This window comes from Natroniella sp. ANB-PHB2 (assembly GCF_046097105.1).
In the GTDB taxonomy this organism is placed as follows: domain Bacteria; phylum Bacillota; class Halanaerobiia; order Halobacteroidales; family Halobacteroidaceae; genus Natroniella.
On sequence record NZ_CP175562.1, the window covers coordinates 1589079 to 1609625 of the forward strand.

The 20547-nt window shown below is 33.0% G+C and carries 22 protein-coding genes; 1 reads left to right on the forward strand and 21 read right to left on the reverse strand.

Annotation, left to right across the window (positions count from 1 at the left end; all coding sequences use genetic code 11):
• Window positions 1–6 precede the first annotated feature (6 nt).
• From ACKF5P_RS07935 to ACKF5P_RS07955, 5 genes are all read right to left on the reverse strand, one after another.
• On the reverse strand, window positions 7–1218 hold the full coding sequence (locus ACKF5P_RS07935; RefSeq protein WP_408954677.1) for a type II secretion system F family protein: 1212 nt from the start codon (window positions 1216–1218) through the stop codon (window positions 7–9).
• Window positions 1219–2520, reverse strand: a complete 1302-nt coding sequence (locus tag ACKF5P_RS07940) for a GspE/PulE family protein (protein WP_408954678.1) — start codon at window positions 2518–2520, stop codon at window positions 1219–1221.
• 140 nt (window positions 2521–2660) lie between these two features.
• The gene (locus ACKF5P_RS07945) at window positions 2661–3005 is read right to left on the reverse strand and encodes a hypothetical protein (protein ID WP_408954679.1); all 345 of its coding nucleotides are present in this window, start codon (window positions 3003–3005) and stop codon (window positions 2661–2663) included.
• A gap of 24 nt (window positions 3006–3029) precedes the next feature.
• Window positions 3030–3341 (reverse strand): hypothetical protein, encoded by a 312-nt coding sequence (locus ACKF5P_RS07950; RefSeq protein WP_408954680.1) that lies wholly within the window; start codon window positions 3339–3341, stop codon window positions 3030–3032.
• Between the two features lie 95 nt (window positions 3342–3436).
• The gene (locus ACKF5P_RS07955; protein WP_408954681.1) at window positions 3437–3667 is read right to left on the reverse strand and encodes a hypothetical protein; all 231 of its coding nucleotides are present in this window, start codon (window positions 3665–3667) and stop codon (window positions 3437–3439) included.
• A 411-nt stretch (window positions 3668–4078) separates the two neighbouring features.
• On the opposite strand from ACKF5P_RS07955, the gene ACKF5P_RS07960 reads away from it, so the two are divergent.
• Window positions 4079–7081, forward strand: a complete 3003-nt coding sequence (locus ACKF5P_RS07960) for an HAD-IC family P-type ATPase (RefSeq protein ID WP_408954682.1) — start codon at window positions 4079–4081, stop codon at window positions 7079–7081.
• Window positions 7082–7130: 49 nt separating this feature from the next.
• Here the strand turns inward: ACKF5P_RS07960 and ACKF5P_RS07965 are convergent, their stop codons facing one another.
• The 16 genes from ACKF5P_RS07965 to ACKF5P_RS08040 form a co-directional block, all read right to left on the reverse strand.
• Window positions 7131–7322: a hypothetical protein gene (locus tag ACKF5P_RS07965; protein ID WP_408954683.1), complete on the reverse strand. Its 192-nt coding sequence runs from the start codon at window positions 7320–7322 to the stop codon at window positions 7131–7133.
• Window positions 7291–9315 carry an HAD-IC family P-type ATPase gene (locus tag ACKF5P_RS07970; protein ID WP_408954684.1) on the reverse strand — a complete coding sequence of 675 codons (2025 nt, stop codon included), beginning with the start codon at window positions 9313–9315 and terminating at the stop codon, window positions 7291–7293. Before ACKF5P_RS07970 ends, ACKF5P_RS07965 begins: the two co-directional genes overlap by 32 nt.
• 122 nt (window positions 9316–9437) lie before the next feature.
• The gene (locus ACKF5P_RS07975; protein WP_408954685.1) at window positions 9438–9977 is read right to left on the reverse strand and encodes a nitroreductase family protein; all 540 of its coding nucleotides are present in this window, start codon (window positions 9975–9977) and stop codon (window positions 9438–9440) included.
• Between the two features lie 77 nt (window positions 9978–10054).
• Window positions 10055–10741, reverse strand: a complete 687-nt coding sequence (locus tag ACKF5P_RS07980; RefSeq protein ID WP_408954686.1) for a methyl-accepting chemotaxis protein — start codon at window positions 10739–10741, stop codon at window positions 10055–10057.
• A 23-nt stretch (window positions 10742–10764) separates the two neighbouring features.
• Window positions 10765–11634 (reverse strand): shikimate dehydrogenase, encoded by an 870-nt coding sequence (gene aroE, locus ACKF5P_RS07985; RefSeq protein ID WP_408954687.1) that lies wholly within the window; start codon window positions 11632–11634, stop codon window positions 10765–10767.
• A 30-nt stretch (window positions 11635–11664) separates the two neighbouring features.
• Entirely contained in the window at window positions 11665–12129 is a 465-nt protein-coding gene (locus ACKF5P_RS07990; protein WP_408954688.1) for a nucleoside recognition domain-containing protein, read from the reverse strand.
• A gap of 17 nt (window positions 12130–12146) precedes the next feature.
• On the reverse strand, window positions 12147–12569 hold the full coding sequence (locus ACKF5P_RS07995; protein ID WP_408954689.1) for a nucleoside recognition domain-containing protein: 423 nt from the start codon (window positions 12567–12569) through the stop codon (window positions 12147–12149).
• Between the two features lie 128 nt (window positions 12570–12697).
• The gene (locus ACKF5P_RS08000; protein ID WP_408954690.1) at window positions 12698–13810 is read right to left on the reverse strand and encodes a YibE/F family protein; all 1113 of its coding nucleotides are present in this window, start codon (window positions 13808–13810) and stop codon (window positions 12698–12700) included.
• Window positions 13811–13979: 169 nt separating this feature from the next.
• The gene (locus ACKF5P_RS08005; RefSeq protein ID WP_408954691.1) at window positions 13980–15713 is read right to left on the reverse strand and encodes a FeoB small GTPase domain-containing protein; all 1734 of its coding nucleotides are present in this window, start codon (window positions 15711–15713) and stop codon (window positions 13980–13982) included.
• The gene (locus ACKF5P_RS08010) at window positions 15703–15999 is read right to left on the reverse strand and encodes a ferrous iron transport protein A (RefSeq protein WP_408954692.1); all 297 of its coding nucleotides are present in this window, start codon (window positions 15997–15999) and stop codon (window positions 15703–15705) included. The genes ACKF5P_RS08005 and ACKF5P_RS08010 overlap by 11 nt, the downstream gene beginning before the upstream one ends.
• 19 nt (window positions 16000–16018) lie before the next feature.
• Window positions 16019–16651, reverse strand: coding sequence for a nicotianamine synthase family protein (locus ACKF5P_RS08015; RefSeq protein WP_408954693.1), 633 nt, complete (start codon window positions 16649–16651; stop codon window positions 16019–16021).
• 36 nt (window positions 16652–16687) lie between these two features.
• Entirely contained in the window at window positions 16688–17704 is a 1017-nt protein-coding gene (locus ACKF5P_RS08020; protein WP_408954694.1) for a lysylphosphatidylglycerol synthase transmembrane domain-containing protein, read from the reverse strand.
• Window positions 17694–18260 carry an SAM-dependent methyltransferase gene (locus tag ACKF5P_RS08025; RefSeq protein WP_408954695.1) on the reverse strand — a complete coding sequence of 189 codons (567 nt, stop codon included), beginning with the start codon at window positions 18258–18260 and terminating at the stop codon, window positions 17694–17696. The genes ACKF5P_RS08020 and ACKF5P_RS08025 overlap by 11 nt, the downstream gene beginning before the upstream one ends.
• Before the next feature lie 171 nt (window positions 18261–18431).
• Window positions 18432–18860, reverse strand: a complete 429-nt coding sequence (locus ACKF5P_RS08030) for a Fur family transcriptional regulator (RefSeq protein WP_408954696.1) — start codon at window positions 18858–18860, stop codon at window positions 18432–18434.
• A 137-nt stretch (window positions 18861–18997) separates the two neighbouring features.
• Complete coding sequence (locus tag ACKF5P_RS08035; RefSeq protein ID WP_408954697.1) at window positions 18998–19399, reverse strand: hypothetical protein; 402 nt, start codon at window positions 19397–19399, stop codon at window positions 18998–19000.
• Window positions 19400–19601: 202 nt separating this feature from the next.
• Complete coding sequence (locus tag ACKF5P_RS08040) at window positions 19602–20462, reverse strand: NAD(P)/FAD-dependent oxidoreductase (protein ID WP_408954698.1); 861 nt, start codon at window positions 20460–20462, stop codon at window positions 19602–19604.
• Window positions 20463–20547: the final 85 nt, after the last annotated feature.

Consider the following 20547-nt stretch of genomic DNA (forward strand, 5'->3'; position numbering starts at 1 on the left):
TCTCCTTTAAAGATAATTGATTAAATTAAAAATAGGTAATAAAATAGAGAGGATAACCCCAGCAACAATAACTGATAAAACCAAGATCAATACGGGCTCAGCTAATGAAGTAATTAACTCTAGGTCCGTCTCTAGCTCCTGCTCATAATAATCTGCAACCTTAAGCAGTACCTTTCCTAACTGACCAGTCTCCTCTCCAACACTGACCATCTGCAATACCATCTCTGGCAATAGTCCAATACCTCCTAGAGCATTACGAAGGCTACCTCCTTCTTTTACCGTCTGTTGAACTCGTTTCAACTTTCTTTCAACCACCTTATTATTCACAATCTTTTCTATACTCACTAACGCTGGTAACAAACTAACTCCATTCAATAATAAAGTCCCTAAGGTTCTTGTGATTCTAGTTACCATAATTTTTAAGATTAAATTATTAATTAAAGGTACTTTCAATAACAACTGATCCAATAAAGAACGCCCTTGCTTACTTTTAAAGTAAATGACTGTAGTAATTGACAAAGTAACCAACCCCAATAAAATAAGCAACCAATATCCAGTCAAGACTTCTGTTATCTGTAATAGGCTTCGGGTTATCAATGGTAGATTTAAATTATAGGTAGCAAATACTTCTGTAAATAAAGGTAGTACAACATAAAAGATAAATAACAACAAACCACAAGCAACAGCTACAATAAAGAGCGGATAAGCTAAAATTGCTCGTAACTTCTTCCTTAATTGTAACTGTTTTTCAAAATAAGTTGCTAAATCAGTTACCACAGCAGCCAAACAGTCCCCTTCCTCTCCAGCTGCAATCATATTAATTACTAAATTTGAAAATATATTAGAATGTCTTCCAACTGCGGTCGATAACCTTTTACCTTGTTCAACATCTTCTTTGATCTGATTGATTATTGAATCTAAATTAGAATTAGTAAACTGCTCTGCTAAAAGCGATAAAGAGCTTGCCAATGGCAAACCACTATCAACCATTGTAGCAAATTGGCGCATAAAAGTAGCTAATTCTTGATATGTTATTTTGGTAAATAATTTACCAAAAAGATTCTTATTAACTTTATTTTTCTGCTCAGCTTCAAGACCAATAATATAATACCCCTCTTGCTTCAACCTCTTGGCTGCAATCATTTCATCTTTAGCTTCTATGCTACCCCTCTTTTTAGTTCCAGTTGCTGATATAACCTGATAATTAAAGATTTTCATTTAACTTGACACCTTAACTTCAGTTTCTAATCGCGATGTTACTCTCTTTACCTCTGCTAAAGTTGTTATACCCACTTTAGCTTTCCGAATTCCACTTTCAGATAGAGAATCCATTCCTTGCTTCAAAACAAATCTTTTTAGTTGAGTACTAGAAACACCTTCAGTAATAAGTCTTCTTAAATTATGATCTAAGTTTAGAACTTCATAAATAACAGTCCGTCCCTGATAACCTAGATAATTACACTCTGAACAACCTACTCCCCGATAAAAAGTCTCACCAACTACTAGTTGCTCCTTAAAATAAAATTGCTCACTTTCAGCTACTTTTAATCGATACTCTTCCTTACAATTATCACAAATTTTACGTACCAGTCGTTGAGCTATAATTCCTACTACTGAAGAAGCAACTAAAAAACCCTCAACCCCCATCTCAATCAACCTAATCACAGAACTGACAGCATCATTAGTATGGATCGTACTCAAAACTAGATGCCCAGTTAATGATGACTGAATAGCTATTTTTGCTGTTTCGTAATCCCTAATTTCTCCGACCATGATTATATCAGGATCTTGACGTAAGATTGCTCGTAAGCCTGTTGCAAAACCGAGATTAACTTTAGAGTTGATCTGAACTTGATTAATCCCTGACAATCGATATTCAACTGGATCTTCAATAGTGATAATATTACTGGTAGTTGAATTTAGTTGTTTTATAATTGAATATAAAGTCGTCGTCTTACCACTACCTGTTGGCCCGGAAACTAAGATCAACCCATGTGATTGATTAATCATCCTTTTAATTTTAGGAATTACTTGACAACCAAAGCCCAATTCCTCCAAGTCAAACAATAAGTTCCCCTTATCCAAAATTCTGATTACTACTTTTTCTCCAACTACCGTTGGTAAAATAGCAATTCTCAAATCAATCTGCCGTTCTTTATAACTCCACTTTTTTCTCCCATCTTGGGGTACCCTCTTAATGGCAATATCTAAATCAGCCATAATCTTAATTCTTGATACTAAAGCAGGCTGAACCCCCTGCGGTAGAGTCAATGCTTCCTGTAATAAACCATCAATTCGATATCTAACCCTCAACTTCTCTCCTACTACTTCAAGATGAATATCACTCACCTTTGCTTTAATTGCTTGGTTAATGATCAAATCAACTATTTCTATCATTGTTGCTATAGCTAATTCATCTTTGGTAATATTAAAGTACTTCTTTTTTAATTCTATCTTATCCAAGTGTTCAATAATTTCATTTTCAACTTCATAATACTTACCAAGTTCAGATTGCTCCATTATCTTATCCCACCTAGCTTCTGACTGATTTACTAGTATTTTATCTATATTTTGGAAGATTATACATAGCAATTTGTTTTTATTGACTCCAAATACTAAACCCTGCATCTAAAATAGGATGCAGGGTTACTAATTTCAAATTATTCTGTTTCATTTTTTATATCAGCTACTTCCTGTTGTAGTTCTTTTACAGTACTAATCAACTCTTTCATCTGCTCCCTTTCTTCTCTTAATTCATTATAAATCATAGCCATTTCTTGGTTTGCTCGTTGATCTGACATATTTCCAACTAACCCAGTCATCTTTTCTTTTCCATCATCCATTACTTGCGAAGCCATACTTCCAGCTGTTAATGCTCCCTGCACTCCTTTAACTGCTACATTTCTAGCATTCCGCTTTAAAGTTGGCCCTAATAAATAAGTTGCAGCAGCTATTCCGATACCTAACACAAAGTTTTGAGTTCCAAATGGCTTTAAAAGTTTCATTTTCTGCCTCCCCTCTTAACTAATCTACTGTTTTCGCTCTGAAATATTATGCTCACTATCTTCTATCAATTCAGTACTAAATTCTTCTTCCATAAATCCCTCTTCTAAATCTAACTTTCCTGCAAAGGAGCTCTGATTTCGTTTCATATTTTCATATTGAGCTTCAGCTATAATATCTTCAACCTCTTCTTTAAAACTGTATGTTGCTTCCTTAGTCAAATCTACAGCACTAAATACTTGGCTAGTAGTTGATACCGCCGCTTTTCTAAGCGGTTTTTTAAACTTCTTTAATCCACAAAAAGTAGCAATTCCATATACTATCCCTAAAGGAATCATTTAATCCCCCATTTCATTTGAAAATTCATAATACAGCTTTTACAATTAAGTTTAAAATATCAAAATCAAAACACTTTAAAAGATGGTATTTAATTTCAGCGCCCAAACATAAACACCTTAGTTATTGCTTTAATAATACCTTTTTCCTGATACTTTTCACTCAATTTGCTAGTTTCACTCCATAATTTTTTAATATATTCTCTCCAAATATTAATAATCTCTTTTCTTTCCTGTGGGTTTTCTTTCATATATTTAAAGCTAGTTAATAAATTTTCTTTAACCAATCTAATTGTTTGATTTAATTCACTACTTATCTTTTCTTTCATTATAGCCTCCTTTCACGATTTTATAGTGCACAGTTTGTAAGTGATTATGTGTAATCCAAGCTCAAAAAATTCTAACAAAGACTCTAAATAAGTTTTTAAAATATATTCCCTATATTTTTTAGCTATACACAATTAACTTAAAACTGAATTACTATAAAACTTACAAAATAAAACTTATAAACTTAGGCTTTATAATTTAGTTAGAGCTAGAATTAAGTTTAACTTTCCTCTACTATTTGATAGTATAAGCTAAAAAAAATTAAATATTCAATCCTAATTGTCAGGAAAATATTACTTATAATCTTACTTGTTCTTGAATCTGTTTCTGTGTATTCAAATATCAATCTAGGTAATACTACTTAATAAGAAAGTAGGGAAAGGAGTGACTATATTATTAATGAAAAAAGATCTATGACTCAACAACCAAATATCGTTTCCTATCTGCCAGGTCGAATCAGATTTAAGATCAAAGAAATCAAAAATAATAACTCTCTAGCCCGAAAAATCAAGCAGTTATTACTTAAATTTAATAGTATCAAATGTATAACAACTAATATATATAGTAAATCTATCTTAATCTACTATCAACCCAATCAAATCTCAGCTAAAACAATTGTTAAGAAGTTAAGCTATCTATTGACAAAATATAAAAATTTAAAAGAAAATAGAGTAATCAATCGTGTCACTCCTACCTTAAAACAAAATTCAGTTGAAATACCTAAGTTTTCTAAGCAATCACCCCAGCAAAAAGAATGGTATAAGTTAACTTCACAGCAAATTATCAAGACTTTAAGTAGTGATCCTAAGCAAGGTTTGAAGGAAAAACAGGCCCAACAAATAATTGAAAAGTTAGGGCCAAACCAATTCAATCAAAAGAAAAAAAGGAGCTTTTGGCAACTATTTTTAGATCAATTTAAAGATTTTATTATTAAACTATTGTTAGGAGCTAGCCTTACTTCTTTTCTATTGGGCCAAGTTAGTGATGCTTTAATCATCTTAGCAATTACAATTTTAGAGGCACTGTTAGGTTCATGGCAGGAATTCAAGGCCAAAAAATCATTAACTTCCCTAAAAAAATATTCAGAAACAGAAACTAAAGTAATCAGAAATAATATAACAACAAAAATCAACTCTAAGAAGCTAGTTCCAGGAGATATTATATCTTTAGAAGCAGGAGATATTATCCCCGCTGATGCTAGATTAATTGATAGCTCTAAGTTAAAGGTAAATGAAGCAACCTTAACCGGTGAATCAGAGGCTATCTCTAAAACACATAAGGTTGAATATACATCTACCAAACCATTAGCAGATAGAAATAATATGATCTTTATGGGAACAAGTATTGTTAAAGGGAGAGCAAAGGCTATTGTAGTAGCTACCGGTAATCATACCCAGATGGGCTATATTTCTCAAAAAGTTAACACCTCTAAACAACAATCTACTCCTTTAGAAAAAGACCTCCATCAATTAGCTAAACATATTACTTGGGCTTGTTTAGCTACTTGTAGTGGAATTATATTTACTGGATTTTTAACTGGTCAACCATTAGTTCAGATGATCAAGACAGGGTTAGGCTTAGCTATTGGAGCTATCCCAGAAGGATTAGCTACAATTTTAACTATTTCTTTGGCCTTTGGAGTTAAAAAAATAGCAGAAAGAGGGGCTATTGTAAAGCAACTATCTGCTACTGAAAATCTAAGCTGTACCGACATAATTTGTACAGATAAAACAGGAACTTTAACTACAGGACAGATGACTGTAACAGAAGTCCAGACTATCAATCATAAATATAAAGTTTCAGGTAGAGGCTATTCAACTATCGGAAAATTTTATTGTAATCAACAACTTATCAACCCTCAAAAACGACAAGATTTAAAACAATTGTTAACAATAGCCTCATTATGTAATAATACATCATATGAAAAAAATAGTGAGTCTTTAAAGGTTATTGGCGATCCCACTGAGGGTGCTTTACTGGTTTTGGCCCATAAAGCAAATCTAGACCTTACAGACTTTGATTGTTATACTCGTAAAGATGAGATTCCTTTTGACTCAGAAACGAAAAAAATGACAGTTATCTGCCAAGATGGTTCTGGTAACTATTCAATCAATGTTAAAGGGGCTCCAGATATCATTCTTGCCAAGTGTTCCAATATTTTTGATGGAAAGCAAATCAGAAAGTTAACTAAAGAAGATACTGAAAAAATAAATACTCAAATAAAAGAAATGGGAAATAAAGCACTACGAGTGATGGGCTTTGCTTGTAAAAAGTTAGATTATAAGCCAACTACTGATCATATGATTGAAGAAGGCTTAACTTTTATAGGTTTAACAGGTATGATTGATCCTCCCCGTTCTAAAGTTAAAGATGCAATTAAGCAATGCCGTCAAGCAGGAATTAAGGTCATAATGATTACTGGAGACCATAAGCGAACAGCGAAAGCTATTGGCAAAAAACTTAACCTATTCGATCCAACAAAAAATGAACAAGTACTAACTGGGCAACAATTAAATAACCTCTCTAAACAACAACTAACTGAGAAAATTGATAGAATTTCAATCTTCGCTCGTACATCACCCCAACAAAAGTTAAGAATCGTTAAAGTTTTAAAAGAGAAGGGTCATGTAGTTACTATGACAGGTGATGGAGTCAATGATGCTCCCGCCATCAAAGAAGCAGATATTGGTATTGCTATGGGCCAATCTGGAACTGATATAGCCCAAGAGGCATCATCAATTGTCTTAACTGATGACAACTTCACTACAATTGTAGATGCTATTAAAGAAGGTAGAAGTATCAGTAGCAATATTAAAAGATTTTTAAAATATGTCTTAGCTGGAAATATTGGTGAAGCAATTGCTATTTTCATTTCTGCAATTTTAGGTTTACCACCACCTTTAATTGCTAGTCAACTGTTGTTAATTAACTTTATTACAGAAGGATTCCCTGCTTTATCGCTGGGGATTGAACCAGCAGATCATAATAATATGAAAAAGCCACCAAGAGATGGACAACAGAGCATTCTTGATCGGAACCTCTTATCACAGATATTATTTAAAGGTTCATTATTGGGAGCTAGTACAGCAGGTTTATATCTAACCAACTACTTTACTACCGGTAATTTGACCAAAGCTAGTACCCTTGCTTATGCTAATCTAGTAATTACTCAGATGGTTCATGTCTTTCAATGTAGAAATAAACCTATTAGAGCCAATAGGTATATAGTCCCAGCAGTTATAATCTCTTGTTTACTACTGCTAAGCAGTATATACCTTCCACCATTAATGCAGCTTTTCGGTACTGTTCCTTTACAGTTATTTGATTGGATTATTATTTTATCTATCTCTAGTTTAATCAGTTTAATTAACTATACTCCGCAAAAAAAACTAACCCAATCTACACCAACTTGTTAACTAAAAATTGACTGATCAAAAAAGCACTCCTGCATTAGCAGGAGTGCTTTTATTTTAAACCATCTTTATCTTTTAAAAATAACTCTCTTTCTTGAGCAGTCAACTCAGTAAAATCATTCTCAGTAGCTGGATTATTATTCAGCATTTCCTTTAATAATGGCCCTAACAGGTATCCTGTCAAACTCAAACCTACTGAAAACAAGATACCTTTAGCTGTTAATAGACTGGATATTTTCTTCATCAAGATCAGCTCCTTCAATTTTATCAAGCTTAGGTTCAATCTGCAAAATTCTTGCACTATTCAAAATAGCTAAAATTGAATTTAAAGTACTCAAACTCTTAGCTGCAAATGGATTAATAGACCCAAACAGAGCGATTGCACCCAACAATAAGCTAAATCCTTGGCCCACAACTATATTAAACTTTATTTGTTGATAACTTTCTTCTGATAAAGCTAATAATTTAGGAAGTAATTTCAAATCATTATCTAACAGAATACAATCTGATGAAGATACTACTTCCTTACATTCATCTTGATTAAATGTCAGACCCAAATCAGCTCTCTCCATAGCAACTAAATCATTTATTCCATCTCCTAGCATAATAGTATTTTTATCTTTGCTAACAAGCTGCTCCATTTTATCTTGATCTCTTAACTCTCCATAATATTCTTCTATCTCTAACTGATGAGCAACATGCTCTACATTTGATATCCTATCTCCGCTTAATAATTCTACACCTATTCCTCTTCTCTTCAACTGAGCAATAACTTTCTTACTTCCAGAACGCAACTGCTCTTTTAATCTTACCTTACCTATTAATTTATCAGCAGTACCTATATGAACTGTCAAATGCTCTCCTACAAATTTTACTTCTTTAATCAACAATATTCCAGAATTTCTAGTAGTTGTTATAGAAGCAATCCGATCTTGTTTAATTAAATCAAATCTTTGCTGACAGACCAGCTTTAAATCTTCGTAGCAATAATTATCATCATTTAATTCTGCCTCTACTACTTCTAACTTTCCTGAAGTTAATGTCCCTGTCTTATCAAGTCCAATCTTGTCAACCGTTATAATCTTTTCAACTTTATTAACATCTTTCAACAAGATTTTATTTTTTAATAATAACTTGGCATATTTAACTAGTCCAACATTTAAAGCAATCTCAGTTGCATTAGGAGACATTACTAATAATACACTCAACGGGCCAAGCAAAGTTCCTGTAATTAGATAGCTACTGATTGCTAAGCTAAAAGCAGTATAAAGGGATTTTTCTTGGTAGATATCAACTTCTTCTCGTAACTGCATCTTGACTTGCTCCAGTTTAGTCTCTTGAGTAATTGAAGCTTTAGCAACTTCTACCTTTATTTCTCCAGCAAGAAGAAACATTCCCTGTGCAACCTTGGCCCCTTCCTCTAACTCTTTTACTTCTGGTTGCCCAGTTCGATAATTAAGACTTACAATAGCAGTTCCTTCCTTGATAGTACCTGTCACTAAGATCATTTCTTCTTCATAAAATGAAAGAAGGTCACCACTTTCTACTTCCTTTAATGGTAATAAGTATTCTTGCTGATTATAGTTATACCAGACTAATTCCAAACGATCTCGATCACTTTCTAATAAGACTTGTTGTAACTGTAAATTAGAGTATTCTCCAATCAGGTCAGTAATCGATTTTAAAAATAAAAGAGCTAACCCTGTACTCTCCCTTAATAATGTCAACAAAATTCCTGACCAAACAAGTAAATCATCTGCCAACGCTGTGATAGACTGATTCATTCTTTCGTAGATTTTACTTAGAGTTGGATAACTATTAACTAAACTAACAATTGCAGCACCTATTAAAAAAATTAAATCCTTATTTAAAATAGATTTACCCCATAACAACCCTTTGACCTTATAGATCAAAAAGATTCCAGCAAATAAAAAAGTCTTATCCCGGGCAGCAACAAAGTTCCTTTTCGCCTGATAATAATCTTCATAATATTCGTGCAGGTAACTTAAATAATCATCAACTTCAAATTCCTGAACCGCTCTTACTACCTCTTTTGTAGTTAACTTACTCCTCTCATACTCAAGCACTAAAGTACCAATTACTGGATTGGCCCTTACCTTCTTCAACCCAGTCAACCTTCGCAAATATATTTCCATAACCTCTGCTGACTGCTCATCTTTATATAACTCAGCTATTCTTAACCTAATTCGACCAGGTACAAAACTTAAAATTTTCATTTTTTAAACACCTATTGCTAGTTTAAACAGATTAATTTAAATATATTCTTTTTATCTTACTTCTTTAAATTTCAAAAAACAAAGACCAACTCTTAAGAGTTGATCTTTACAAGTATTATTTATTATTTAATATAACTTACTACTTCAGATAGATCCCTTCTTGAAGTCCTTGGCCCTAATTTTTCTTCTGGATAGCCTACGGTAATAAAAGCATAAATTTCAAGAGAAGAATCAAGATTTAAAATTTCTTCCACTTTCTCCTCATTAAAACCTCCAATCCAGCAAGTTCCCAAACCTAAAGTTGGTGCTTTCAATAATATATTTTGAATTGCTGCTGCAGTATCCTGAATTATATATAAATTCTCCCCTCTCTCTCCATATTTATCAACTGTTTTAGTAGGATCTGCACAGACTGCAATCAACTTAAGAGTTCCTTTAGACATCCAGTTAGTATTAAAAGCAACCATAGCTTCTTTTCTTAACTCTTCTATAATATCCTGATTTTCAATCACTTTAAATCTCCACGGCTGAAAATTAGCTGCACTAGGGGCCAACACTGCTGCCTCAAGTAATTGTTCAATCTTTTCTGACTCTACTTCTTTTTCTTGATACTTTCTAACACTTCTTCTTTGTTGCAACAACTCAAAGATATCTGTACACATACTAACCACTCTCCTTTAGCTAATTATATTTATATGAAATAAAAAAGCTATTAATACATCTAACAATTAAACGAATATTAATCATCTTCTGACATTTTTTCTGTTAGATTATTTACAGCTCCAGTAATCTGTTGATTTAATTTAATAATATTCTGATTAATTTTTTCAATATTTTGCACCAGTTCTTGTGATTCTTCAGCTAACTCTTTTACCTCATTAGCCACAACCGAAAAACCTCGCCCCTCTTTACCAGCTCTAGCAGCCTCAATCGAAGCATTAATAGCTAAGATATTCAGATTTTTAGTTACTTGTTCTACCTTATTTATGGACTGACTAATATCTAAAGAATTATCTTCAATCGAATTATAAATATTTGTCAATTGACTGGTTGCAGATTCTAATAAATTATGTTGCTCCTTTTTATACATCTCAACAATATAATACAGTAAATAAGAACTCTCCCCACTGATCAACTCTTGATCATTTCTCATATTTTCTTTTACTTTAGCTAATACTTGATTAGAACCAGTAACTTCAACAACCAAATCAACTCTTCGATCATTAATTATATCCATCATATCTGTAGTATGTTCAATCCCTAATTCTTGGGCCAACTTTATTCCTGGAGAATTTAAATCTATATCAGCTATTTGCTTAACCTTTATAAAGTTCAATTCTACAAAAATTCTTAATAATTCAGCTCCAATCTCTCCAGCCCCAATAACCCCAACAACTATATTCTCTTGCCCTAACTCTGAAGCCATTTTAAACTCCTCCTTAAGATAGATTAATTTATAAGTTCTAGCTGAGATAAAATAGCATTCTTCATAACTTCAACATCAGCCTTTTGTCCAGTCCAAATTTCAAATGCAATTGCTCCTTGATAAATAAGCATTCCTAGCCCACTGACAGTTTTTACTCCTAACTCTTTAGCCCTTTTTAATAATACAGTCTCAACTGGATTATATACCAGATCTGTTATTAGTGAAGATTTTTCTAATAATCTATCTCCTATAACCGGTGCTATATTAGTTTGAGGATACATCCCTATCGGGGTAGTATCAACAATTAAATCAAGCTCAGGTAAATCATTTACTAAAGCCTCCTCTTCTAATGGAAAGGCTTTTACCTTTGATAAAGTCAACTTTTCGTCAAGATCTTTTGCTAAATTAACTGCTGATTCAAATGTACGATTAGTTATATATAACTCACTAGCTCCTTCTAAACCTAACTGAAAAGCAACAGCTTTAGCAGCCCCACCTGCTCCAATTATTAAAACCTTTTTACCTTGAGCACTAAACCCTCCTTCTTTCTCTAATGCCTTCATAAACCCTTGTCCATCTGTATTATGTCCAATCAATCTTCCTTCTTTATTTTCAATCGTATTAACTGCTCCAATTAATTTAGCCTCCTTAGACAAGCTATCTAAAGAATTTATGACTACTTCTTTATGGGGAATAGTAACATTAACTCCTTTAATACCTAAAGCTTTAATCCCTTGCAATGCTTCTTTAACTTCTTCAGCCTTAACTTGAAAAGCTAAATAACGATAATTTAGATCTAATTGATCAAAGACAGCATTATGCATTACTGGTGATTTAGAATGTTCAACTGGATCTCCTAACAAGCCTACTAATTTAGTAGAACTATTGATCATATTTTCACACCTTTCTAAGCAACAATTTGATTAAACTTTAGCACCCTCTTGCAACTGATTATTAACTAAGTAATTACTATATATATATGTTAGAGCAATCGCTAACATAATTCTTACCCCTAACATAATTACTCCTCTACCACCAATCGCAATAAATAGCAATGTATCTTCTATAACTGCATGACAGATTGCTAAAAACACTCCCACACTCATCAATTCCTCTGCTGTAAGTCTATCTTCATCTACAATTCTAATTATAACTCCAGCTCCATAAGTGATACCAAAAATTTGAGAAACAATTAAAGGCAACCCTGCTTCCGAAGGCAAATTAAAATATTTTAAAAAAGGATTAAATAATTGTGAAACTTTATCTAAAATTCCTACTTCATCTGCTATTTCAATCCCAATTAATAAGGGAAAGATAATTTTAGCAATATCAATTAACAGTTCTAGATTCCCTGATAATATCTCTAGCAACATTTCTGACCAATCCATACTAATCCTCCTATGAACTATAATATTAAATTTAAAATTACTCCTACTATTAGAGAACTTACTACTCTTAAGATAACTAAATTTAGAACATTAACCTTCATCTTTTTCATTACCGCTCCTTCTATAATCAAACTATGGGCCAACCCTAACATAGTACCTAAAATTGTAATCTCTCTAACCCCCAATTGTAAACTAGAAATAGCTCCAATAGCAGCATAAAGGTTTAAAAAATACCCAGTCATCAAAACAACTACCGCTTCTCCAGGTAACCCAAACAACTGCATCATCGGACTAAAAAAACCAGCCAAATATTCAATTATACCAACATTTTTAAGAAAAGTTATCAATATATAAACTGGAACAATCACCTTTATTAAATCAACATAAGTAACAAAAGCCTTTTTACAGCCTTTTTTTACCGCATTAAATAGATTGACCATATAACTATAAATCCTCCTCTAAAATATTTTAAAATTGTTCTTTAATATCGACTATTTCAATATCAATACTCTAAATTCCTTCCTACAATAAATAATAGTTAATATCTTACATTTAAATTGATCTTTTTTTATTTTTTTCCCATCAATACAGCTGCTACAAAAGCCGTCACAGGAATCGAAATAATCAAACCAATACTACCTGTAATTCCGCGAACAAACTCTGTTGCAATGATATCCATATTAATAATCCTCATCCAATGCATTTCTACACCCAATAATAACAATAACAACGGTATTGCACTACCTACATAGGCTAACAACAATGTATTGGCCATTGTTCCCATAATATCACGCCCTACATTTAGACCAGCTAACATCAAATTAGAAACCCTCAGCGTCCGATTATTATTACTAATTTCAAAAATAGCTGATGCTACCGACATACTGACATCTGTAACTGCCCCCAAAGAGCCTATTATGATCCCTGCAAAAAGCAAACCTCTAATATTTATATCCTGATCCAAATTAAATAACATCATAGCTTCTTCACTATTAAAACCGGTCAGATATGCCAACTCCCCTACCCATAAAGTCAAAAGACCAGCTATTCCTACTCCAGTAGCTGTACCTATGATTGCTGCTAAAGACTTCTCATTAACCCCGCCAATAATTAACAAAGTAGGAATTATGATTATAACTGCGGAAATTGAAGTTATAAAAATAGGATCATAGCCTCCTAATAATGCAGGAAGCATAAACCTAGCAATAACCAACCCTGCAAAGACTAAAGTTATAATCGTCTTTAATCCAGACTTTCCTCCAACTAAAACTAACAATAACATAAAAATAATGGTTAAATAAAACAAACCACGATCCCGAGCAACATCATGCAAATAAATTTTTTCAAGTTGATCTGTTGCATCTCTAGAAACCAGTATAACATCTTGCCCTTCTTCTAAATAAAGGCTTAAATATGTATTTCCTTCTTCATAAGTATTCCTAACAGTTATTTTTTCTCCTTGATGAGGCCCAGTTGTTAATAATACCTCAGCCCTTTGCTCGACCATTCTCGAATGACCCTCTGATTCAATCTCTCGAACAAATAAAACCTTACCTCGATAATACTCTTCCACTTCTTGTTCTTCAATTTCTCTAGCATGAGTAATACTTTCAATACTCATAGGGGCAATTAAACTTACTAAGACTAAAATTATTATCAATTTCTTAGGGAATTTAAGCATAAACCCACCCTTTCTATGTAATTTAGACTCAACTTCTTTACTTAAACCTTTCCCAACTAAAAAATCATTATCTTGAGTTTAAAACAAGATAATGATTTTATTAATTCAATCTAATTATATATACTATTTTTATTAAAATCAAACTGACTTAAGCACAAAAACTCAGCATCTAGATTAAAATTAATGCCCCTAAACGAGCAAAAATTCCTCCTAACAAAAAAGATAGAGTAGTTGTCAAAACAAGTACTCCTCCAGCTATAGAGAGCTTAAATTCACGCCCCAAAATAGCCAATACAGCAATACATGGCACATAAAACAATCCCACAACTGCTCCTACAAAAAGCTGTAAACTTGTTAAGTTCATTTCAAGTAATGGCAATACAGATAACTCTCTTCTCACAATTCCCAATACTAATGGCACAGCTGCCTCTTCTGGTAACCTCAACCAACCAGTTATTACAGGACTCATCATCCTTCCAATAACCTCTAAAATCCCAACCTCATATAATACCGCAGCTAATGCTATGGCATAAAACATCGTTACAGCTCCGCTAAAGACATAACTCTTTAATCTAATCAAGATCTTTTTTCCTAAAATATTCCACTTAGGCCATAATAATTCCGGAACTTCTACTACTGTTTCTGGACGCTCTCCTTCTAAAAAATAATTTAAAATAAATCCAGATCCAATCAAGACAAGCCCTGATACCATAAATAAAGCCACCATCACTATAAGCGACTCCTCAGCTAATAAAGAAATAAAAGCTCCTGTTTGAGCAATACAAGGAACGCTCAAACAGATCATAGTCGAAACCATCACCCGCTCCTTATAACTACTCATTGCCCTAGTAGCTGTAATTCCAGGTATTGCACAACCATAGCCTAATAATAATGGAATAACATTTCCCCCTGAAAGACCAATCTTATTCAACAAACCATCAACTAAAATTCCTAGCCTTGGTAAGTATCCACTATCTTCTAAAATACTTAACACAGAATAAAAAGAGATAATATAAGGCAACACAAGAGCAAATGGCCATTCTAAACCTTTAATTAAGAATCCATATTCACCAATTAAAATATTTCTAATTAGACCGCTAGGAACTACAGATTCTACTGCTGCAGTTATCACCGGAAAGATCAAGCCTCTAAAGAAAGGTAACAAAACAAACTGTCTGACCCCCATTCCCAGTCCCACAACTATCCCAAAAACCAAAGTTAAAATCAAAATTGCTAAAGGAAGACCAGGCCAGGGCTGAACCAATAGTTGACCCCACCGTTCTCGATTCAGTAGGCTATCTCTTCTCGAACCAACTTTAACTTCTTGATTTAAATTTTCAGCTACTTCCCAACTGGCTTCTAACTCAACTTTTTTCTTGAAGACAAGGCTATCATTGATGGTATCTCTTACATTCTCTTCTAGCTCTTCAAAACCAGTTCCATCAACTGCAACTGTTGGAATTACTGGAATCCCTAATTGTTCAGCCAATAACTCAAGATCAAGCTCATAATCTTTTTCTTCTATAATATCAATCCTATTAATAGCTACTATGGTAGGTATCTTCTTTTTCAAAACTTGTAGTAATAAATACAAACTACTTTCTAAGTTATTAGCATCAAGTACACAAATAACAGCCTCAGGATCTTCATCTAACATCTCAACTGCTACTTCTTCTGCTTCATTAGTAGCATCAAGTGTATATGTCCCTGGTACATCGATTAATTCAACTTCTGTATTACCAAATGTTGCACTTCCAGCTTTATATTCTACTGTCGTTCCAGCATAATTGGCCATTCCTACATCTAAACCAGTCAAGCGATTAAAAAATACACTCTTCCCTACATTAGGAGGGCCAATTAAAAGTACCTTTTTTTTAGAATTTTTCAACTGTTTAGCTTCCATATTGAGCACCACTTGTCATCTCAATTTTTTTAGCCAACTTACGTCCAATTGCTACATTTCTTCCTTCTACTGCTGCCACCACTGGCCCTCCACAAGGTTGTTTAGTCTTTAATTCAACCTTTTTACCTATTCTAAAACCCAGAGGAGATAACAAAGAATGATCAGGTACAGCAGAAATCACTGCTTTATCTCCTGGTTTCAATTTATCAAGAGTTAACTCTTCTTCAACCAACTCTTCTTTACCTCCAATAAAATTCAATGCTACCTTCTTCAAACTGACTCCCATTTTTCAACACCACCTCAATCTATTTTTTAACAGACTTTTTTGTAATAACAACACTCTGCTTACCAAAACTCTGCTTAACCTCACCAGTAGGAAGCTCTGTTACTTCAGCAGGCTCTAACTTAGGATAGAGTAATTCTAACAAGCCATTAGGATTACGATAGATTAATCTTTGGCCCTCTTGTAACTGACATAATACCTCTTTAACAATCTCTTTCTTAGGAATAACATGTAGAGAAAATAAAATAAGATCAAAATCAGAAACTTCTACTTCCATTCCCTCGATCAACTTAAAATCTATCTTGGAATCTAATCCTAGTTCTGTTATCAAATCCTGAGCAACAGTTATTGCCTTGGGGTCATTATCGATTCCAGTTACATCATAGCCATTTTCAGCTAGAATGATAGCTGTCAAAGGCAATGGCCCACTACCAATATGTAGTATCCTTCCTGTTTGGTTTAATTCAGCTAACTCTAATTCTCTTTCTATCATCTTTTTATAAAATAAATTACAGTATAATTTCCTAAAGAAACTGAATCGATTTCCAACATGCTCTAATTTCTTGACTATTTTCAAAAAAAACTCAACTATACATAGTAGCTTTTCTGAAAAGAAACTTATTAGACTTGCTTCCGTATTTATCTCTTTTTTCAAAAATTACACCTTCTCTTTATTATTAATTTAAGCACCTCAAGTTTTGCTATTGGCGAATAACGGTATATCTTCAGTAGTAATTAAATAAATCGCTGTTAGAGCTGATAAGACCAAAGGAAACCAGTAAGTTACTAGCCGAGTTAAGAGAGCAACTGCTAATCCTTCAGCAAACAATAATCCATTAATACTTAAAATAAAAGCCATACTTCCCTCAAAAGTTCCTAATCCTCCAGGTGATAAAGGTAATATGCTAACCAAATAAGCTGCATAAGTTACTATCACCGCCAAAATAAATTGGACACTAAACCCTAACACAGACGCTACCAAATAAATTTTAACCGGATAAAAGCCCCAAACTAGCAAAGAAATTATTAATAACCAATTTCTTTCACTTGGAGTCATAATATTCTTAACTTGACAAACAGCCTTACTTATAAAAGCAAAGCCATCAATAAAGACCTTATAAACTTTATAACTAAATCTTTCTTTAACCATTGAATTGTCCTTTTGATCAATTTGCTGCTTTCTATCTTTCTCATTTTGATTATAGATCAGCCATATAATCAAACCAAAGAATAAAGCAAATACTAAAAAGGAGATATAAATAATTTTAGGCAAAACAAAATTAACAGATGCAATAATTAAAAATAATAAACATAATAACAAAAACGGCAACAATGAAATATATTTATGGGCAACTAAAAAAGAAGTCAACTCTTGATAAGATAAACCGGTCTGTTGGTGAAAGAGATACACTTTGGCAGCCTCGCCTCCTAATTTGGAAGACGGGGTCACACTCTCTACAAATCCTCCAGCTAAATAAGTTGAAAAGACTTGCCTAAAAGAAATATTAGGTGCCTTTTTCCTAAGTAAGTAATACCATTGATATGCTGTTAAAGATAAAGTCCCAATCTGTAAAACAAAGAGACTGAAGATCACCGTCGAATTGACACCTTGCCAGATACTCCTTATCTCATCCCACCCTGTACTAATAGTTAATATAGTAAGAGCTATAACTCCTATAATCCATAATAAAACCTTTTTATTGAACATTACTTACCTCCTTAGTAAACAAAACAGATCTATCAAAGGTAATCATCTTTTGTCTCTTAAGGGCATCAGGTTGATAATCAGTTGGCAAGTAATCATACTGATCTTCAAAATAATCCCGAGGTTGCCTAAATATCAAACGAGCTCCCTTTTTAGCATTAGCTAACAAATTATTCAAAATATCAACCTTGGGTTCAGCCTGTAATGCTATCAATGCTACTGTAAATTCCGGAGGCTCAAACTCAATTGCATCACCCTCTAACACCTCAATCTTATCTTCTAAACCTAAATTTTGAATACAAGACTCTGCTCTATCAATTACTTCTTGATCCCGATCAAGGGCCAACACCTTTGCACCTGTCAACTCTGCCAAATAAACAGCACTAAAAGGCATCGCCCCACATCCTACATTTAAGACTACATCATCAGCTGTTATTTGAGCTAGATCTATCTCTTTTTTTAAGATTGCTTTGTACGGCCAAGCATATAGCTTAAACATCAACGGTATATCATTCAATTTCTTTTCTAACTTTGCTACTACATCCTTAATTAACTTCACTCTTAATCGACCCCTTAACTAAATTATATAAATCATTGTTGTAATATAATTAAACATAATAATCATTCTCATTCAATGCTAAAAATAAAACTACCTTATCTCAGCTCTACTATGAGTACCAAAAGTTGATATCCATTCTCACGACTTCTCTTTAAAAAAGACTACTGCTAATTAACAATTTTCACAATAGCCATAAAACTTAATTCTATGCTCAGTAACTAAAAAATCATACTTTTTCTCCAGGTCAGCTTCAAAATCTTCTAAAATTTGATCATTGAATTCAATCACTGCTCCACAATCAACACAGATTAAATGATGGTGGTGGTCATTATTATTTCCTTCTAATTCATACCTTCGACAGTTATCATCAAAATTCAATTGCTGGACAATAGCTAATTCATCAAATAACTCTAAAGTCCGATAAACTGTTGCCAAACCAATCCCTGCATCATGTTGCTTAACAATATTATAAATCTCTTCTGCACTTAAATGTTCACCTTCATTATCAGCTAAAATCTGTAAGATCAAATCCCGTTGAGAGGTTAATTTATAATTATTTGTAGCCAAAATATTCTTTAGCTCTTGTGTCTTTTTTCCCATACTTTCACCCACTAATTAATAATATTATTATTAATTATAACTTATTACCTAACTAATGTCAACTTAGCATGTGAAAAAGACCAAGCTTGAGTTAAACTTTAACTTGATGACCTTTCTCAAGCTTGATCATAATATATTTACCCCAGTAGATTACAAATCACATTTGAGATCTTATCTAATATATCGTAAAACTTACCATTAACAATTTCAGATAATTCACTTCCCCACCCATCATTATCAATTCCAATAGTCACCATTAGTAACTCTTTTAAATTAATAGAATCTTTAGGTCTTATCTTTAAATAATCTAACTCTCCTGGTCTAACTATCTCTCTCATCGTATCTAAAACCAAAATTCTTTCCGCTTTAATAGTTTGTAAAATATCAAATAAGTCTTCTCCAGTCTTACCAGCATTGATAAATAAAATGTCTAGTTTTTGAGAAAAATTCTCTTTTAACTTATCCAACAAATGAATAGTAACCCCTCTATCCTGCTTCCTTACATCTCCCAAACCGACTACGGCTAATTTACAGAACATAATATCACCAACTTTTATATGCCCTTTTGCTATTCATTATCTTCAATTAGCCGGAATTTTATTCATCAAATAACTGGATATTTTTTGATATATAGCTTAAGTTTAAGTCCAAGTCTAAGTTTAAATAAAAACTAAAAGTCTTTATGTTTTTAACGATTGATTTAGAATTAACCTCAAGCTTAAACTTAAGCTGTTGTGTAAGTCACTCCTGATCAAGCTCTTCAATTGCCTTCAAAACAGCTACTTGACCTTCACCTGTTGCTTTAGATATCTGCAAGGGCCGACCTATACAATCTCCTGCTGCATAAACTCCTTTAACATTAGTCTTAAACTCCCGATCAACCTTTATGTACTTTCCATCTAGCTCTAATCCTGCTACTATTTCTGAAGGTGGTACAGTCTCCCTTAAAATAAAGATCCCGTCAACTCCATACTCTTGTTCTTCTGTTATAACATTATTAGCAAGCTCTTCTCCATTTATCTCTCTAACCTTCTCTCTAACGACATTAATTCTATTATCTAAATTCTCAATATCCTTATATTGTGGTATATAATAAACAGTTTCACAGATATCAGCTAAAAAATTAGCTTCATCTTCATGGTGAGCACTATCACTAATTACCAAAACTTCTTTATCTTTATATAATCTTCCATCACACGTTGCACAATAACTGATCCCTTGTCCTATATAATCAGCTTCTCCTGTAATCTTAGCTTCTTGTACAACCCCTATTGTTAAGATTAATTTCTTAACTTGATAACTCTCTCCATTAGTTGTCACCATCAATTGATCACCCATAGGAAAGACTTGTACAACTTTCTCTTTAATGATCGGAATTTCTAGCTCTTTAATATGATTAATAAATTGCTCTGCTAACTCTTCTCCACTTACCTGGCTGAAACCAAGATAATTATCAACATGAGGAGCCCATTCGATCTTTTTAGCTAATTGACTACTCTCAAAAATAACAACATCTTTATCCCGAGCTTTAGCATTGATTGCTGCTGACATTCCAGCCGGGCCAGCTCCAACAATTCCAATTTCATAATTTTCTGTTGACATACTACCACCTCATCTTAAAATTTACTTTATCTTTATTATATCAGAGTATATTTATATGCTTAAGGGTAAATTTCAATTTAATACG

Excerpts from the sequence above, each read along its gene's own strand:
- ACKF5P_RS07935 (WP_408954677.1), bottom strand. The coding sequence starts at position 1,218 with ATGAAAATCTTTAATTATCAGGTTATATCAGCAACTGGAACTAAAAAG.
- ACKF5P_RS07940 (WP_408954678.1), bottom strand. The coding sequence starts at position 2,520 with ATGGAGCAATCTGAACTTGGTAAGTATTATGAAGTTGAAAATGAAATT.
- ACKF5P_RS07945 (WP_408954679.1), bottom strand. The coding sequence starts at position 3,005 with ATGAAACTTTTAAAGCCATTTGGAACTCAAAACTTTGTGTTAGGTATC.
- ACKF5P_RS07950 (WP_408954680.1), bottom strand. The coding sequence starts at position 3,341 with ATGATTCCTTTAGGGATAGTATATGGAATTGCTACTTTTTGTGGATTA.
- ACKF5P_RS07955 (WP_408954681.1), bottom strand. The coding sequence starts at position 3,667 with ATGAAAGAAAAGATAAGTAGTGAATTAAATCAAACAATTAGATTGGTT.
- ACKF5P_RS07960 (WP_408954682.1), top strand. The coding sequence starts at position 4,079 with ATGACTCAACAACCAAATATCGTTTCCTATCTGCCAGGTCGAATCAGA.
- ACKF5P_RS07965 (WP_408954683.1), bottom strand. The coding sequence starts at position 7,322 with ATGAAGAAAATATCCAGTCTATTAACAGCTAAAGGTATCTTGTTTTCA.
- ACKF5P_RS07970 (WP_408954684.1), bottom strand. The coding sequence starts at position 9,315 with ATGAAAATTTTAAGTTTTGTACCTGGTCGAATTAGGTTAAGAATAGCT.
- ACKF5P_RS07975 (WP_408954685.1), bottom strand. The coding sequence starts at position 9,977 with ATGTGTACAGATATCTTTGAGTTGTTGCAACAAAGAAGAAGTGTTAGA.
- ACKF5P_RS07980 (WP_408954686.1), bottom strand. The coding sequence starts at position 10,741 with ATGGCTTCAGAGTTAGGGCAAGAGAATATAGTTGTTGGGGTTATTGGG.
- aroE (WP_408954687.1), bottom strand. The coding sequence starts at position 11,634 with ATGATCAATAGTTCTACTAAATTAGTAGGCTTGTTAGGAGATCCAGTT.
- ACKF5P_RS07990 (WP_408954688.1), bottom strand. The coding sequence starts at position 12,129 with ATGGATTGGTCAGAAATGTTGCTAGAGATATTATCAGGGAATCTAGAA.
- ACKF5P_RS07995 (WP_408954689.1), bottom strand. The coding sequence starts at position 12,569 with ATGGTCAATCTATTTAATGCGGTAAAAAAAGGCTGTAAAAAGGCTTTT.
- ACKF5P_RS08000 (WP_408954690.1), bottom strand. The coding sequence starts at position 13,810 with ATGCTTAAATTCCCTAAGAAATTGATAATAATTTTAGTCTTAGTAAGT.
- ACKF5P_RS08005 (WP_408954691.1), bottom strand. The coding sequence starts at position 15,713 with ATGGAAGCTAAACAGTTGAAAAATTCTAAAAAAAAGGTACTTTTAATT.
- ACKF5P_RS08010 (WP_408954692.1), bottom strand. The coding sequence starts at position 15,999 with ATGGGAGTCAGTTTGAAGAAGGTAGCATTGAATTTTATTGGAGGTAAA.
- ACKF5P_RS08020 (WP_408954694.1), bottom strand. The coding sequence starts at position 17,704 with ATGTTCAATAAAAAGGTTTTATTATGGATTATAGGAGTTATAGCTCTT.
- ACKF5P_RS08030 (WP_408954696.1), bottom strand. The coding sequence starts at position 18,860 with ATGGGAAAAAAGACACAAGAGCTAAAGAATATTTTGGCTACAAATAAT.
- ACKF5P_RS08035 (WP_408954697.1), bottom strand. The coding sequence starts at position 19,399 with ATGTTCTGTAAATTAGCCGTAGTCGGTTTGGGAGATGTAAGGAAGCAG.
- ACKF5P_RS08040 (WP_408954698.1), bottom strand. The coding sequence starts at position 20,462 with ATGTCAACAGAAAATTATGAAATTGGAATTGTTGGAGCTGGCCCGGCT.